This is a genomic window from Pseudomonas sp. S4_EA_1b (assembly GCF_016307435.1).
Classification (GTDB): Bacteria; Pseudomonadota; Gammaproteobacteria; order Pseudomonadales; family Pseudomonadaceae; genus Aquipseudomonas; species Aquipseudomonas rhodesiae.
On sequence record NZ_JAEILC010000116.1, the window covers coordinates 5,343 to 20,649 of the forward strand.

Sequence of the window (15,307 nt, forward strand, 5' to 3'; positions counted from 1 at the left end):
AAGCCCGCTCACCACAAAAGCCCTGCTCATACATGGACGCCCCCAGAATGCCAAGCACTCAATTCGTGAAAACACAGACGGCCATCAGGGGCAAGCCCCCTCCTACATTGGAATGGGGTTGGCGCTGGGATCAGTGCTCGATCACTTCGCCGCGCATGGGTGCCAGGCGGGCGAGCAGGCGGTTTTGTGTGGGCACTGGGATGCCTTCGCTGTCCATCGCTTTGATCAGATCCTCCACCAATGCGTTGAAGTCACTGCGGCTGACGTTCTGGCCTTTGTGGCTCTCGGCCATGCTGTCGCCGGTGTAGGTGCATGGGCCGCCGGCTTCGACGCAGAACTGTTCGATCAGTTTGTTGCGCAGGCGCTGGATGTCGATACGCCGGAAGCGCTCGACGATGCGTTCGTCGCGGGCGATGTTGAGCAGCATGCCTTCGACGATGCGGGTGATGCCGGGCATGGCGCCGAGGTCGCGGTAGAGGCTGTCGTCCTTGGGCGGTTGCTGGGCGCAGGCGCTCAGCAGCGCCAGCAACAGCACGGGCAATACGCGCATCAGAAACTCCCCTGGACGGACAGGTAAGTGCCGTTCTGGTTATCCAACGTGGCGATTTCCCCCAGCCGTGCATACGCCAGCACAAACGACACATGCTTGCTGGGGAAGTATGCGAGGAACACGTCCGCCCAGTCGCTTTCTCCGGCGAACGCCAGGTTGTCGGGTTTCTCGCGGTACTCCACGCCCAGCGCCCAGCGCGGGTTGAACAGCAGCGCCACCGAGCCTTCCTTGAGCAGGCTACGGCGGTCGCGGCGGTCGCCGCCAAAACCGAGCAGGCCGGTTTCATTGGCGCGGCTGTAGCGCAGGCCGCCGTTGACCAGCACGTTGTAGCCAAAGGCCGCGCCCATGAACAGGCGGCTGGCGGCCAGGTAGCCTTCCACATCGCTGTCACGCTTGGCGCCGATCAGGCGCGGAATATCGAACGTGTTCTGATGCTTGTATTGCAGGCCCAGCGAAACCTGGGGCAAGCGGTCGTAGATCACATCGCCGAACAGCCGCACTTTGACCCCCAGCACATCCTGGCCGAGGTGGTCGTCGGGCAGGTTCAGCTTGTGTACCAAGGTGCCCAGGTCAAAACGTTGCCGAGCGAAAGAGACTTCCACGCGGTTGTCGTAGGCCAGCGCCAACCCGGCGACATCGAGCCGGTAGTCCGGCAGGTCGACCGTGGTGGCAAACGCCGTGGCGCCCCATTCGTGTTGCTCGCCGTAACCGGTGAGCACCGCCCACGGGGTGATGCCGCCGCCCGCCGCGCCTTCCAGGCTGCTGGCGCCGCCGGTGGCGAGCAGGCGACCGTTATCGGCCAAGGCGGCGGGCAGGCTCAGGCTGGCCATGCAACCGATCAGTAGAGAAAGACGCACGTCATAGCCCTCAATGCACCTGCGAAGTTTGCGCACTGAGAGGCAAGGCCACCCAGGCTTCGAAAGCGTCGGCGCTCAAGGGCCGACTGATCAGGTAACCCTGCGCCGTATCGCATTGCCAGCGCTCCAGCAGGCGCAGGCTGTGGGCGTACTCGACCCCCTCGGCGACCACCTTGAGCCCCAGGTTATGGCTCATCTCGATGGTGGAACGCACGATCACTGCGTCTTCGCTGGTTTCGTCCAGGTTGCGCACAAACGACTGGTCGATCTTCAACTCTTGCACAGGCAGGCGCTTGAGGTGGGCCAACGACGAGTACCCGGTGCCAAAGTCATCCACCGACAGGCTGATGCCGCACTCGCGCAGCAGGTGCAGCACTTTCAAGGCCTTTTCCGGTTCGCGCATCACCGCGCTTTCGGTGATCTCGAACACCAGTTGTTCGGCCGGCAGCCCGTAGCGCCGCAACAGCGCCGAAACGCGGTGGGCCAGCTCATCGCCAAGCAAATCGTCGGCCGAGATGTTCAGCGACAGTTGCAGGTACAGGCCTCGGCGGTTCCACTCGCACAACTGGCGGATGCCCTCTTCAATCACCCACTGGGTCAGCAACTGGATGCTGCCCGAACGCTCGGCCAGGGGGATGAATTCCGCCGGCGAAACCATGCCGAACTGCGGATGCTGCCAGCGCAACAGGGCTTCAGCCTGACGCACATGGCCCAGACGAATATCCAGCTTGGGCTGGTAGTGCAGCAGCAACTGGCCTTGGCCGGGGGCGTGGCGCAGGTCGCGGATCAGGGTGATCTGGCGACGATGAGCAAGGTCGCGGCCCGGCTCGTACACCTGCAAGCGACCGGGCATTTGCGCGGCGTCCTTCATGGCAATCGCTGCGCGTTCCAGCAGGCTATGCGCAGAATCGCCATCGTCCGGGTACACCGCGATGCCCAAGCGGCAGTCGAGCGCCAGGTCGTGGCCGGCGATACGCTGGGGGCGCAATAGCAATTGCTGCAGCTTGTCGGCCAGGCCCACCGCTTCGTCACGACCGGAGCCATCAAGCAGCAGCAGGAACTCGTCGGCAATCAGATGCGCCAGGGTGTCCCGTGGGCGCAGCACGGCTTGCAGGCGTCGGCTGACATTGAGCAACAACTCATCCACGGCGTCCGGCCCGGCGGTTTCGCTGGCGGCGCGCAGGTTGTCGATGCCCAAGTAAATCAGCGCCATCGGCCGCTGGGTGGCAATCGCGCTGCCCAGGCGCTCCATGGCCAACGCACGGTTGGGCAAACCGGTGAGGCGATCATGCAGCGCGTTGTGGGCCAGTTGCTGTTCACGCTCGGCGATGCCGCGTTGCATTGCGTTGAGCGTCAGGGCCAGGCGGCCCAGTTCGTCGCTGCGGGTCAGGATGACCGGGGTCTGGTAGTCGCCATGGCCAATACGTTCGGCGGCCTGGGCCAAGGCTTGCACCGGACGCGATACGCCCCGCGCCAGCAGCAATGCGCCGACCAGCGACGCCGCCAACGCAATCAGTGCGATGGCCAGAATCTTTTCATCCAACGGCACAAAGGCTTGCATCGCCGAATCCAGCGGGCTTTGCAGCAAGGCCAGCACCTGGCTGTCGGCGTCGCTGGCCAACACCAGCGATTGGCTGAGAAAACGGTGCGCCAGATGCTCGGTGGTGGACACGCCCTCATGGGTGGACGCCCCCAGCATCAGGCTGACGATACTGTCGCGCAGCACCTGGGGTTGGGTGCTGACCAGCGTCCCGGGCTGCTGGCGGTCGATGGCCAGGAACGACACTTCCAGATTGCTCAACGAACGCAGTTCATCGGCGAACGCCGTGTCCATGCTGAAGCCCATCACCACCCGCGCAATCGGCAACGGCGCCAGCACCGGCGCTTCCACCAGCAGGTGCGGCGTGCCTTGCAGCGGCACGATCAACAACGCGGCCTGGCGCTGGCGGCGCATTTCACGCAATGCCTGGTCGTAACGAAAGCTCGAACCCTCGGCGACTTCGTCGACGGTGCTGGCCAGGACTTTGCCGTCCATGCCCAGCAGGATCATGTCGCTGGCATTGATGCGTTTGCCGTGGTTGAGCAGTACCGAGCGCATCGTCGCCGAATCGCCACTGGCCACGGCATCGCGAAAGCCAAAGTCGGCCGCCAGCAGTTGCACGCCATCGGCCAGGCGCCGGCCGCGCACATCCAGCAAACGCTCGAACACCCGCGTGCCCACCTGCAACTGGGCCAACGCCTGGCCATGGACAGCCTGGCGGGTGGCCATCTTGACGCTGAAATACAGCGCGCCGATCACCACCAGCGACAGCAGGATCAGGACCGTGGCGACCCGCGCCTGGTAACTACTGCGCAGTTTCACGGGCAGCTCGATTGAAGGCGTCACCGAAGGCGGTCGGCGCCGGTGGCAGGTCTGCCGAGGCGGGTTGCAGGGTGAGCTGCACGCGGTGGCTCAGGCCGGCGGCGGGAATATGCAAGGTGCCGCCGTCCAGCGGCTGCATATCCGCCAGCTGCGGGTGCCACAGGGTGGCGTGGTAATCCCCCGGCGCCAATGGTTCCAGGCGCACGCGGCCTTGGGCATCGCTGACGCCGAAGTGAGGATCGTCGGTGACGTAGATATAGCCGAGCATCCAGTCATGGATATTGCAGCCCAGCATCACCACGCCCGGTTTGTCGAACAGCAGCGGTGCGGTCGGCGTGCCTTCGTACAGGCGCAGTTCGAAACGCTTGGCGGCCGAAAATGAATACACCTGATGGCGAATATTGTCGCTATTGGGGAAGCGCACCTGGGTGCCGGTATGCACCGCCAGCACATGGGGGGCGAAGCGCTGGCCACGTTGGTCCATCTCCGCCTTGGGCGCGACGGCCGCCACAGCGGCCGGGCCTTGCAAAGTCACAACCGCATCGCTGACCGGGCTGCCATCGGCCTGCTGCACCAACACCTCAAGGGTGGCCGCCGAAACGGGCGCTGCCGCCGCCAGCAAGAGCATCATGCGAGATAACAGGTTTACACATCGGGCCATGGGAGATCCGGTAGAAAGCGTCCAGCCTTGGCGGAAAAGAACGGTCACGGCCATGATGCCGCAATCAAGGCAAAATGCCACTATTGAACACAGGAGGACGCTAAACCGTTGGTCGGTAAAAACTGTGCAAACGGTCAGGCTCCGTAGAAGTTATCGACCATACCTAAAAAAGCTGTAGTCACCTGCAAGGTGTCTAGACCGCCGCGCGTTCGCGCCGCATCCACATCTCAAAAGCCATGGCGTTGAGCGGCCGGCTGATCAGGTAGCCCTGGGCGGTGTCGCAGTTCCACTGTTTGAGCAGCTTCAAGCTGGGTTCGAACTCCACCCCTTCGGCCACCACTTTGAGCCCCAGGTTATGGCTCATCTCGATGGTCGAACGCACGATCACGCCGTCGCCGCCCTCGTTGTCGAGGTTGCGCACGAAGGACTGGTCGATCTTCAGCTCCTGCACCGGCAGGCGTTGCAGTTGGGCGAGGGAGGAATAACCGGTGCCAAAGTCATCCACCGACAGGCTGATACCGCAGCCGCGCAGTTGCTCCAACACGCTAAGGGCCTGGCGGGGGTTGTGCATGATGGCGCTCTCGGTAATTTCGAACAGCAATTGCTCGGCTTGCACACCGTGCTGGGCAAGCAAAGTCGTCACGCGGATCGCCAGGTCGTCGTCGGCCAGGTCGTCCACCGAGATATTCACCGACAACTGGATCAACAGGCCGCGCCGCGCCCATTCGGCGATCTGGCGGATGGCTTCTTCGATCACCCAGTGGGTCAGGCTGGCCATGCTGCCGGTGCGCTCGGCCAGGGGAATGAACTCGGCCGGCGACACCAACCCCAGACTGGGGTGCTGCCAGCGCAGCAGGGCTTCGGCCTGGCGCACCTGGCCGTGCTTGAGGTCGAGCTTGGGCTGGTAACACAGGTGCAACGCACCTTCGGCGGCGGCACGGCGCAAGTCGCGAATCAGGGTGATCTGGCGCTGATGGGCGAGGTCGCGGTCCTGCTGGTAGATCTGCAGATAGCCCGGCAGCATCGCCGCATCGTGGCGGGCGATGGCGGCGCGGCTGATCAGTTCTTCGACGTGCTGGCCGTCATTGGGGTAGACCGCAATGCCGATGCTCACTTCGTGGCGCAGCTCGTCGTTGCCAATGCGTTGAGGCTCGGTGAGCAGTGCATAGAGGCGGTCGGCGCGGGCCACGGCGCGGTCGATGCCGATATTTTCCAGCAACAGCAGAAATTCGCTGCCGGACACCCGCGCCGCGGTGTCGCTGGCCAACAGGCTCATGGACAGGCACCGGCTGGCTTCGCGCAACATGTCTTCAACCCCCTCCGGGCCGAAGCCTTCGTTGATTGCGCGGTAGTTTTCGATGCCCAGGTACAGCAGCGCCACCGGCCGCCGCGCACTGATCGCACTGCCCAAGCGCTCCATGGCCAGGGCGCGATTGGGCAGCCCGGTAAGGGGGTCGTGCAAAGCGTTATGGGCCAGTTGCCGTTCACGCATGGCGATGCCGCTTTGCATGGCATTGAAGGCGCGGGCCAGCAGGCCGAACTCATCGTGGCCACGCACCCGCACCGGGGTGCGGTAGTCACCGGCGCCGATCCGCCCGGCGGCGTCCACCAAGGCATTGAGCGGCCGCGACACGCGTCGCGCCAGAAACAACGCGCCAGCCAACGACACCACCAACACCGCCAGGGCAATTCCGAGGAACTGCCGGTCCAGCGGCGCAAAGGATTCCAGAGCATGATCCAGCGGGCTTTGCAGCAACACCCGCACGTCATCGCCCTCACCGGTATTGGCCAGCGTCAGCACCTGGCTGAGCACACGCTCGCCGTAGAACCGATGGATATGCGCCTCGGGGTCCGGACGGGCCCCACGCAACAGGTTGATCACCGTGGCCTGATAAGCGTCGGGCTGGGTGCTGAATAATTGGCCGACATGCCCGTTGCGCATGCTGAGGAACGACACCTCCAGGTTGCTCATGGAGCGCAGTTCATTGGCGAACAACGTGTCCATGGGAAAGCCCATGACCACGCGAGCGATGGGCGTTGTGTCGACGACTTCGTCCTGCACCAGCAAGTAGGGGCGCTGGTCCATGGCCACGATCAACATCTGCAAGCCACTGCGCCGGGCCCGACGCAGTGCCTCGGCATAAGGGAAGACCTGGCCCCGCGTAAACCCCGGCAAGGTGCTGACCATCACCGTGCCGTCCAGGCCCAGCACCAGCACTTCGCTGGAACGGATGCCGCTGCCGTGACGCTCCAGCACATCCAGGATCGACGCCGAGTTGCCCTCGGCCACCGCGCTTACGAATGGGCCGTCGGCGGTCAGCCAGTCGAGGCCGTATTGCAGGCGCCGACCCCGCAGGTCCAAGAGGCGTTCGAACACCTGACTGCCGGTTTTCAGTTGGGCGCGGGCCTGGTTCTCCACGGCGCGGCTGGTGGCGGCCTGCACCGCAAAGTAGGTCGCGGCGACCACCACCAACAGCAGCAACGCCAATACGCCGGCAATGCGGGTCTGGAACGTATGGCGCCACGTCATCGGCGTGCCCTCTGGCAGCGTTCGTCTGTTTCTGCCACTACGTCCATTTGTCATGTGCATTCCCTGCGACAGCTGACCTGGCGTCAAAAAATACCCGTCCATTGCAGGTATTTGTGTTGAGCAGATTAGCTCGGCGCAGGCGCTTGTCCACCCAATAAAACCGGGGACTTCAGCGTCAGCTTATTGGCGACAGAGGCTTGGCTTCTTGGGTCAGGCCGGCCCTCGCGCGCGCATGAAATCGCCCCAGCGGCGCACCAGGTAGTTGTGCTCGTCCATCACCGCGTTCCACACCGCGATATGGCCCATGCGCTGTTCATAGGAGCCGCCGTCGCGCACCTCGCCCCGGTCGATCAGCGGCAGGCCATCGCTGCCCGGCAGTTCTTCACGGGCGGGCTTGCCGGCGTACCAGTAATCCCACTCGGCGGCGCTCAAATGGTCGCGCGTGCGGGCCGGGTTGCCGATGTAATAACCCTGACGCGCCATCACCGCACCGGGCCAGCCGGACAGCCACCAGTTGAGGTACGCGTAGGCGGCATCCAGCACCGCGCCCTGGGCATGGCGCGATAACGACAAACCGCCGAACCAGGCGCGATAGCCTTCGCGCGGCACCGCCAGGCGGTACTTCACACCGGCGCGATGCAGGCGCATCAAGGTTGGAGACCACAGGCTCTGGATATCGATACTGGGGCTGAGCATCAGTTGCGCGGCTTCTTCGTCGTCTGACCAGAACGCCGCGAAGTGCCCCTCCTTCTGCTTGCGCACTAGGATGTCGGCGAGCACGTCGATATCCTCGATGCTCATATTGCCGATGTCGCGGAAACTGGCGAGCCCAGCGCCCTGCACCGCCAGCGCGGCATCCAATGCGCCAATGGCGGCGTCGCTTTGCAGTGCGGTGCGCGCGCGCCACGCCGGGTCCAGCAGCCAGCCCCAACTTTCGTTGCCCCGGCAAAAGCCTGCGGGCAGACGCTCGGGGCGGTAGGCAAAACTGTCGGCGTTGTGGGTCAGGGGCAGCATGCTGATACGTTCGGTCACGGTGCTGCCGAGGCTACCGTCGTGCTGCACAAACAGCCGCTCGCTGGGCACGCTGCCACTGCCCAGGCGGTCGTTGGGGCTCAGGCGCCCGCGCTTGGGCAAGTCGTTGATCTCGTGCCACAGCGCGATGCGGCGCGTGTCGATGGGCTGGATCGCCCGCGCCGGCCAGACGAAGTCGACGTTGTGAAACCATTGATCGTAAAGGTCGTAACTGTCGGGCTGCATCACCGCAATACGCTGGGCCTGCTCGACATCGTGCACCTGATAGACCAGGCGAATGCCAAGTTCCTGCTCGGCCCGCACGCGCAAACATTCGAGCAAAGTCACCGAAGTGCCGAGGACGCGCAGTGTGATCATCGGGCCAACCGCCGGGAAAACACCTCGAAAGAACGACGCAACAGCGCAGGGTCGAGGCCGCGCAGGATAAATACCAAGCGCGATTGCCGGTCGCTGCCCGGCCACGCAGGCAGATGCACCGGCGCGTGCAGGCAATGCTGCACGCCATGAATGACGATGGGGGCGTTACTGGCGTTCACGTTGAGCAGTCCCTTGACCCTGAGGATTCGTTCGCCGTGGCATCTTAGCAGCATCGACAACCACACCCCGAACCCTACCCAGTCCAGCGGCTGCTCGAAGGTCAGGCAGCACACCTGCGCCGCGCCATGGGAGGCGGTGGTGGATCGATGCAGTTGCCAGCGTTGCACTTCATCGGCGGGCTCGGCGCTGCGCAGGCCTTCGCCGAGCAACAATTGGTCGCCGCTGTGAATGGCGTGGGAGTCGAGGATCGGCGTACCGGCGTTGAGCGCCTGCAAGTGCGCACGCAGCGGGGCGCAATCGCCGGCCAGGTCGGTTTTGCTCAGCAGCAGGCGGTCGGCGGCGGCCACTTGGGCCAGCCATTCCGGGTGCAGGCGTTCTTGCAGGGCGGCGTGGCTGGCGTCCACCAGGGTGATCACCAGGCCGATATGGAAACGCCCGCGCAGTTGCACGTCGTTGTTGAGTGTGGCGAGGATCGGCGCCGGGTCGGCCAGGCCGGTGGTTTCCAGGATCACGCGCTTGAACGCAGGGATTTCACCGCGTTCGCGGCGCTGCAACAGGGCCAGCAGCGCGTCTTTCAACTCGCCGCGAATCGAACAACACACACAGCCGCTGGGCAGCAGCACGGTGTCCGGGGCCACTTCTTCCACCAGCAGGTGGTCGATGCCCACATCGCCGAATTCGTTAATCAGTAACGCGGTGTCACCCAGGCTTTCACCGTGCAACAGGCGCTTGAGCAAGGTGGTTTTGCCGCTGCCGAGGAAGCCGGTGATGACGTTCAGGGCCATGCTCATGGGGCGGACTCCAAGTGATCCAACAGCGTCGCATCGAGGGGGTCCAACGCACGGCCGAGCATGCTTTCGGCCGCTTGCCAGAGTTGATCCAGGCCGCTGGCCAGAGCCTGTTTGCCGGTGGCGCCGATCAGTAAATAAGAGGCGCCCTGGAAATCTTCGACCTTGAGCCGGAACACCGCCAGCACCTGATTGATCGCGGCGATGCGGCGCAGCCGTTCCCGGCGCCGGGGCAACTCATCGCCCAAGGGGTCGCTCCAATGCAGGTCTTCGCCCAGCAGTCCGCAGAGTCCACACATCGCTATACCCCGCTCATGGCATGACGTCGCCGGCGTTCGGGCCAAGCGTCTGGCCGACAAACAGATTGCCGCCCGGCTCGCTGGCGAGCAGCACGGCGGTGGGCGCCACTTCATCGGCCAGGCCGAAGCGGCCCAGGGGCAGCTCGGCGGCTTTGGCGCGTTTCCAAGCCTCGCTGATCCCGCCCACTAACGGCGTTTCGATCGGCCCCGGGGCGATGGCGTTGACCAGTACGTTGTCCTTGGCCACTTCCAGGGCCAGGGACTTGGTGAAGCCGATCACCCCGGCCTTGGCGGCGGCGTAGTGAGTCAGCTCGGCGCCGCCCTTGATGCCCAGTTGCGAGGCCACATTGATGATCCGCCCCCAGCGCTGCGCCAGCATGTGCGGCAGGGCGCGCTGACTGGCGACGAACACGCTGGTGAGGTCGACGCGCAGCATGTCGTTCCACATTTCGAGGGTCAGATCGACACAACGCGCCTGGGTCAGCATGCCGGCGTTGTTGACCAGAATATCGATACCGCCGAAGTGCTCGACACACCGGTCGACCCCGGCCTGAGCGCCTTCTAGCGTGCCGACATCGGCCACACACTCGACCACCTCGGCGCCCAGGTTGCGGCAGGTGATCGCGGTTTCGGCGAGGCTGGCGGGGTTGCGGTCGGCCAATAACAGACGCGCGCCTTCAACCGCATAAGCGCGGGCGATGGCGGCACCAATGCCGCTGCCGGCACCGGTGATCACAGCGCGACGATCAGTGAGTTGGGGCATATACATTCTCCAGAAACAAACAAAATTCCAATGTGAGAGGGGCCTGCCCCCGATTGCAGTGGTTCAGCCAGGACAGCTGCGTCTGGCAACCCCCCATCGGGGGCAAGCCCCCTCCCACAGTTGAAGCGAGTACATCCGTCGGGCCAGTGGCATTCCATAGTGGGAGCGAGTACATCCGTCAGGCCAGGGGCATTCCAATGTGGGAGGGGGCTTGCCCCCGATTGCGGCGGTTCAGCCAGGGCAGCTGTGTCTGACCCACCACCATCGGGGGCAAGCCCCCTCCCCCCCATCAGTCAGGCCAGCGTACGGTCAGGCCGCCGTCGATGACGATGCTCTGGCCGGTAAGGTAGCTGGACGCATCACTGGTCAAGAACTGCACCAGCGACGCCACTTCATCGGCGCGCCCTACCCGGCCCAGCGGAATAGCGCGGGCGGCTTTGGCCAGTCCTTCGGGGCCGAGGGAGTTTTTGGCGTCCAGGGACTGCGGCGTCTCGATCAGGCCCGGGATCACCGCATTGCAGCGGATGCCCAGAGGCGCCAGTTCCACCGCCAGCGAACGGCACAACCCCGGCACTCCAGCCTTGGCGGCGGCGTAGTGGCTGTGGTCCTGCCAGCCGTACACGCCGCCGGCAATCGACGAAATCGCCACCAACGCACCGCCCTCGTTCATATGCCGACTGGCAGCGCGAAAGGTACGCATGACGCCCGTCAGGTCGACGTTGAGCATCTCGTCCCACAGCGCATCGGTCATGTCCAGCAACGGTGCGCGACGCAGCAGGCCGGCGTTGGCCACCGCATAGTCGAGCCGACCGAAATGCTGCACAGCCTGCGCGGCCAAGGCGTCCACCGAGGCGGTGTCGCCCACGTCCAGCGGCAACATCAGGCAGACGCCACCGGCTTCTTGCACCAGGCTCACAGTGATCTGCGGATCATGGGGATCAGCCGGAAAATACCCGCCCACTACCGTCACGCCATTGCGCGCATAGGCCACGGCCAGGGCTTGGCCGATGCCGCTGGCGGCACCGGTAATCAAGGCAACTTTACGATTCATCGAATACTCCTTACTGCACGGTTTCCGGGCGGACATGGCGGGCGGCAAACATCAGCGCACCGGACAGGAAGCACGGCAACGCACCGAACCACAGCGCCGCGGTCTGCCAGTCGCTGCCGGCGGACAACACTTGAGTGGCACCAAAGCCTGCGACCACCGCACCGATGGGCCCCATGGCATGGATGATCGCGCCGCCGGTGGCGCGAATGCTGGTGGGGAAACTTTCACTGATAAAGAACAGCGCCGCCGAGTACGGCCCGATCAGGAAGAACAGGCCCAGGCTGTACAAGCCCACCACCATGGCCATATTGCTCGGGCCGAACAGCATGCCGGCGAACGACAGACCGCCGAGCATCCAGCCCAGGCCGATCACATTGCGGCGGCCGATCTTGTCGCCCATCCAGCCATGGCTGAGGTAGCCGCAGTAACCCACCAGGTTCGACAGCACCAGGATGATCAGCGAGTTCTCGAACGAGATGTGGTGCACGCTGACGATCACCGACGTGCCCAGCACACTGAACACCTGGATCGCCGCCCAGTTGAGCAACAGCGCGGCGCCGATCACCAGGGTGGCGCGGCGTGCCGGGCCACGGAATGCGGCTTTGAGCCCGGCCTTGCTGTGTTCGTCGTAGTCCACGCCGTAGGTGGCGGCGACGTTCTGCGCTTCGTTCACCGCGCCACTTTTACGCAGTTCGCTGATGCGCTGATGGATCTGGAACTGCGGGCTCTCCTTGAGCTTGCGCGCCATGATTGCAATCACAATGGCCGGGATCGCCGCGAAGATAAAACACCCCTGCCAACCGATGATCGGCAGCAACAAGGCGGTCAACCCCGCCGCAATCAGCGCCCCTACCGGCCAGCCGCCCTGCACCAGGCTGTAGATGAAACCGCGCCGCTTGGTCAGTCGTGGGTCTTCCGACGCGCCATACAGCTCGGTGAGGTAGGTGGCGTTGACGGTTTCTTCGGCATAACCCAGACCGCCCAACGAACGGATCAGAATCAACGGCGACTTGCCCCACGCCCCGCCGATCGCGGTCAGCGCCGAACACAGCGCCGAACCGGCCACGGTGAAAATAATCCCTTTGCGCCGCCCCAGTTTGTCGACGATAGGGCCGATGGCCAGGGCGACCACGGCGGTGCCCACCGCCACCCAGGTCGCGATCTCGGCTTGCTCCACTTCACCCCAGCCGAAGTGGCGGCCGATCTCCGGCAGCAAGGTGCCGAACAGAATGAAGTCGTACACCGCAAACACCCAGGCGAAAAACGCAATCCAGGTGGCGAAGCGCACTTCCTGGGACGTCAATTGCCGGGGTTTCCAACCGGTCAGGTCAAGCTTGTTGTAGATGGACATGGGTGGCGCCTCAAGGGGTGGGGTCAGGAACGCGGTTGGCGACGGATAAAGTCGTCGGCGATTTCATCGAACGTGACAAAACGCACGCCGGCATGGCTCTGGATGTGTTCGATCAAGCGTTCGAGCATCAGCAGCACTTGCGGGCGGCCGGATACGTCGGGGTGGATGGTCATGGTGAACACCGCGTGTTCATGTTCGCGGTAGACCCAGTCGAACTGGTCGCGCCACATTTCTTCGAGGTGACGCGGGTTGACGAAGCCGTGGCTGTTGGGGGCTTTCTTGATGAACATCATCGGCGGCAGGTCATCCAGGTACCAGTTGGCCGGGATCTCTACCAAGTCGGTTTCTTCACCGCGTACCAGCGGTTTCATCCAGGTGTCGGGGTGCTGGCTGTAGTCGATCTTGGTCCAGCTGTCGCCCTTGCGTACGTAGTAGGGGTGGAAGTCGTTGTGCATCAGGCTGTGGTCGTACTTGATGCCTTTTTTCAGCAGCAGCTCGTTGGTGACCTTGCTGAATTCCCACCACGGCGCAACGTAGCCGGTGGGGCGTTTGCCGGTCACTTGGGTGATCAGTTCGATGGACTTGTCGAGGACGATTTCTTCCTGCTCGGCGGTCATCGCAATCGGGTTTTCGTGGCTGTAGCCATGCACGCCGATTTCGTGGCCGGCATCGGCGACGGCCTTCATCTGCTCGGGGAACGTCTCCATCGAGTGGCCGGGGATAAACCAGGTGGTGCGCAGGCCGTAGCGTTCGAACAGTTTGAGCAGGCGCGGCGCGCCGACTTCCCCGGCGAACAGGCCGCGAGAGATGTCATCCGGCGAGTCCTCGCCGCCGTAGGAACCGAGCCAGCCGGCGACGGCATCAACGTCGACGCCAAATGCACAAAGGATGTCTTTAGCCATGGTGTATCTCCTTAAACGTTAAGTACGGATTCGACGGACAGCGCGGCGCGCAGCAGGCGCGCGTCCTCCCCCATCGGGGCGCTGAGCAGCACCCCGGTGGGCAGGCCCAAGGCATCGCGGCCGCTGGGCAAGGTCACGCCGGGCATGTCCAGCAAGCTGCCGGGCATGGTCAGGCGCAGGGTGGCGAGGTTGGTGGTGGCGAACAGGTCGTCGTCGGCTTCCAGAGGCGCCAGGGCCGGGGCGACGTGGGCGACGGTGGGCGTGATCAGGATCGCGCCGTCGAGGTCGTCGACCAGTTGGAGTTGCAGGCGTTGGCGTGCCTCGATCAGGCCGATTAACTGGCTGGCGGGCAGCCCGCGCGCGGTTTCGAGGCGGCGGCGCACCCGTGGATCGAGTTGCGCGGCGTCGGCGCTGTCGAGCAGGGCTTGGTGCAGGGCGAAGGCTTCGAAGGCGCCGAGCCAGCCATGTTGGTGGATCAGTTCCAGTGCGCCTTTGAAGGTCGGGCTTTCACGGTTTTCGACCAGCGCACCGGCGGCTTTGAGTTGCTCCACGGCGCGCAGCAAGTTATTGCCTACGGCCGGTTCAACGTGGCTCAGCACGCTGTGCTCCAGCACAAACCGCTGACCCTTTAGGCTGCGTGCGGTATGGGTGTGCATGCGGCCGTGAAGGATATCGTCGAGGGTCAGCGCATCGCGCACGCTACGCGTCAGCGGGCCGAGACTGTCGAGGGTGCGAGCCAAAGGGAATACACCGTCGCGGTTATAGCGCCGACTGCTGCTGCGATACCCCACCAGGCCATTGAAGGCCGAGGGGATGCGGATCGAGCCGGCGGTGTCGGTGCCCATGGCGATCGGCACGATTCCAGCGGCGACGGCCACCGCCGAACCGGACGACGAACCACCGGGAATACGCGGCTGATCGCTGGCATGGGGATTGTGCGGCGTGCCGAAATGCGGGTTCAGGCCCAGGCCGGAATACGCCAGTTCACTGAGGTTGGTCTTGCCCACGCTGACCATGCCGGCGCGGCACAACAGAGCGACAACGGGCGCATCGAGCGCGGCGGCGGGGGCATTGCGACGGTAGGCGGCACCGGCGGTGGTGACGCTGCCGGCCATGTCAAACAGGTCTTTCCAGGCCAGCGGCACGCCGTCGAACGGGCTCAATGGCTGACCGGCACGCCAGCGGGCAGCGGCGGCTTCGGCTTCACGGCGTGCGCGGTCGGCGGTGAGGCTGATAAACACGCAGCTAGACCGCCGGGCCTGGTCAAGCGAGTGCTCCAGAGCTTGCACCGGGTCGCTGCGACCGTGGGCGAAACCCTCGGCCATTGATGTGGCATCTGACATCAGCGCAGTCCTTGTAAAAACGTACATATTCATAAAATGTACATTTTACAAAGGCAGCTTTCGTGCCAGCATTGGGTGATCTACTGGCGCTTTCCGGGTGGTTAACGCTAGAAATAGCGGACTAGAGCCCTTTCAGGGTTGCAGAATAATCCGACAAGCAGAGGAGAAGTGACTTAGGCTCAAATAATGTATCTTTTATTAATAAGTACATTTTGGGGCAGAAAAGTAACAACGATCCGTTTCAGGCCCCAAAAAAGTGCACACAACGTGGCGCAGAGTGA

Annotated in this window: 13 protein-coding genes; all 13 read right to left on the bottom strand. The window is 64.0% G+C overall.

All coding sequences use genetic code 11. The annotated features are described in order from the left end of the window. Positions 1-130 precede the first annotated feature (130 nt). Entirely contained in the window at positions 131-550 is a 420-nt protein-coding gene (locus tag YA0848_RS29950; protein ID WP_034096076.1) for a group I truncated hemoglobin, read from the bottom strand. Continuing rightward, positions 550-1,380: a DUF3034 family protein gene (locus YA0848_RS29955; RefSeq protein ID WP_169902854.1), complete on the bottom strand. Its 831-nt coding sequence runs from the start codon at positions 1,378-1,380 to the stop codon at positions 550-552. Before YA0848_RS29955 ends, YA0848_RS29950 begins: the two co-directional genes overlap by 1 nt. A gap of 37 nt (positions 1,381-1,417) precedes the next feature. Then, positions 1,418-3,769: a putative bifunctional diguanylate cyclase/phosphodiesterase gene (locus YA0848_RS29960; protein WP_169902732.1), complete on the bottom strand. Its 2,352-nt coding sequence runs from the start codon at positions 3,767-3,769 to the stop codon at positions 1,418-1,420. Continuing rightward, the gene (locus YA0848_RS29965) at positions 3,753-4,430 is read right to left on the bottom strand and encodes a methylamine utilization protein (RefSeq protein ID WP_169902733.1); all 678 of its coding nucleotides are present in this window, start codon (positions 4,428-4,430) and stop codon (positions 3,753-3,755) included. Before YA0848_RS29965 ends, YA0848_RS29960 begins: the two co-directional genes overlap by 17 nt. A gap of 193 nt (positions 4,431-4,623) precedes the next feature. Further along, on the bottom strand, positions 4,624-6,960 hold the full coding sequence (locus YA0848_RS29970; protein WP_034111908.1) for a putative bifunctional diguanylate cyclase/phosphodiesterase: 2,337 nt from the start codon (positions 6,958-6,960) through the stop codon (positions 4,624-4,626). Between the two features lie 210 nt (positions 6,961-7,170). Then, positions 7,171-8,349 carry an ABC transporter substrate-binding protein gene (locus YA0848_RS29975; protein ID WP_094064855.1) on the bottom strand — a complete coding sequence of 393 codons (1,179 nt, stop codon included), beginning with the start codon at positions 8,347-8,349 and terminating at the stop codon, positions 7,171-7,173. Beyond that, positions 8,346-9,320: a CobW family GTP-binding protein gene (locus tag YA0848_RS29980; RefSeq protein WP_169902734.1), complete on the bottom strand. Its 975-nt coding sequence runs from the start codon at positions 9,318-9,320 to the stop codon at positions 8,346-8,348. Before YA0848_RS29980 ends, YA0848_RS29975 begins: the two co-directional genes overlap by 4 nt. Further along, entirely contained in the window at positions 9,317-9,616 is a 300-nt protein-coding gene (locus YA0848_RS29985; RefSeq protein WP_034096069.1) for a hypothetical protein, read from the bottom strand. Before YA0848_RS29985 ends, YA0848_RS29980 begins: the two co-directional genes overlap by 4 nt. 13 nt (positions 9,617-9,629) lie before the next feature. Continuing rightward, positions 9,630-10,379, bottom strand: coding sequence for an SDR family NAD(P)-dependent oxidoreductase (locus tag YA0848_RS29990; RefSeq protein ID WP_034096068.1), 750 nt, complete (start codon positions 10,377-10,379; stop codon positions 9,630-9,632). A 289-nt stretch (positions 10,380-10,668) separates the two neighbouring features. After that, a complete protein-coding gene (locus tag YA0848_RS29995) occupies positions 10,669-11,430 on the bottom strand; it encodes an SDR family NAD(P)-dependent oxidoreductase (protein WP_034096067.1) in 762 nt (253 codons plus the stop codon). Between the two features lie 10 nt (positions 11,431-11,440). Then, on the bottom strand, positions 11,441-12,781 hold the full coding sequence (locus YA0848_RS30000; RefSeq protein WP_034096066.1) for an MFS transporter: 1,341 nt from the start codon (positions 12,779-12,781) through the stop codon (positions 11,441-11,443). A gap of 23 nt (positions 12,782-12,804) precedes the next feature. Beyond that, entirely contained in the window at positions 12,805-13,683 is an 879-nt protein-coding gene (locus YA0848_RS30005; protein WP_034096065.1) for a polysaccharide deacetylase family protein, read from the bottom strand. 11 nt (positions 13,684-13,694) lie between these two features. Continuing rightward, positions 13,695-15,026, bottom strand: a complete 1,332-nt coding sequence (locus tag YA0848_RS30010) for an amidase (RefSeq protein ID WP_169902736.1) — start codon at positions 15,024-15,026, stop codon at positions 13,695-13,697. Positions 15,027-15,307 lie beyond the last annotated feature (281 nt).

Bases quoted from the DNA above. Each gene is read 5' to 3' on its own strand.
- YA0848_RS29950 (WP_034096076.1), bottom strand. From the start codon at position 550: ATGCGCGTATTGCCCGTGCTGTTGCTGGCGCTGCTGAGCGCCTGCGCC.
- YA0848_RS29955 (WP_169902854.1), bottom strand. From the start codon at position 1,380: ATGGCCAGCCTGAGCCTGCCCGCCGCCTTGGCCGATAACGGTCGCCTG.
- YA0848_RS29965 (WP_169902733.1), bottom strand. From the start codon at position 4,430: ATGGCCCGATGTGTAAACCTGTTATCTCGCATGATGCTCTTGCTGGCG.
- YA0848_RS29970 (WP_034111908.1), bottom strand. From the start codon at position 6,960: ATGACGTGGCGCCATACGTTCCAGACCCGCATTGCCGGCGTATTGGCG.
- YA0848_RS29975 (WP_094064855.1), bottom strand. From the start codon at position 8,349: ATGATCACACTGCGCGTCCTCGGCACTTCGGTGACTTTGCTCGAATGT.
- YA0848_RS29980 (WP_169902734.1), bottom strand. From the start codon at position 9,320: ATGAGCATGGCCCTGAACGTCATCACCGGCTTCCTCGGCAGCGGCAAA.
- YA0848_RS29985 (WP_034096069.1), bottom strand. From the start codon at position 9,616: ATGTGTGGACTCTGCGGACTGCTGGGCGAAGACCTGCATTGGAGCGAC.
- YA0848_RS29990 (WP_034096068.1), bottom strand. From the start codon at position 10,379: ATGCCCCAACTCACTGATCGTCGCGCTGTGATCACCGGTGCCGGCAGC.
- YA0848_RS29995 (WP_034096067.1), bottom strand. From the start codon at position 11,430: ATGAATCGTAAAGTTGCCTTGATTACCGGTGCCGCCAGCGGCATCGGC.
- YA0848_RS30000 (WP_034096066.1), bottom strand. From the start codon at position 12,781: ATGTCCATCTACAACAAGCTTGACCTGACCGGTTGGAAACCCCGGCAA.
- YA0848_RS30005 (WP_034096065.1), bottom strand. From the start codon at position 13,683: ATGGCTAAAGACATCCTTTGTGCATTTGGCGTCGACGTTGATGCCGTC.
- YA0848_RS30010 (WP_169902736.1), bottom strand. From the start codon at position 15,026: ATGTCAGATGCCACATCAATGGCCGAGGGTTTCGCCCACGGTCGCAGC.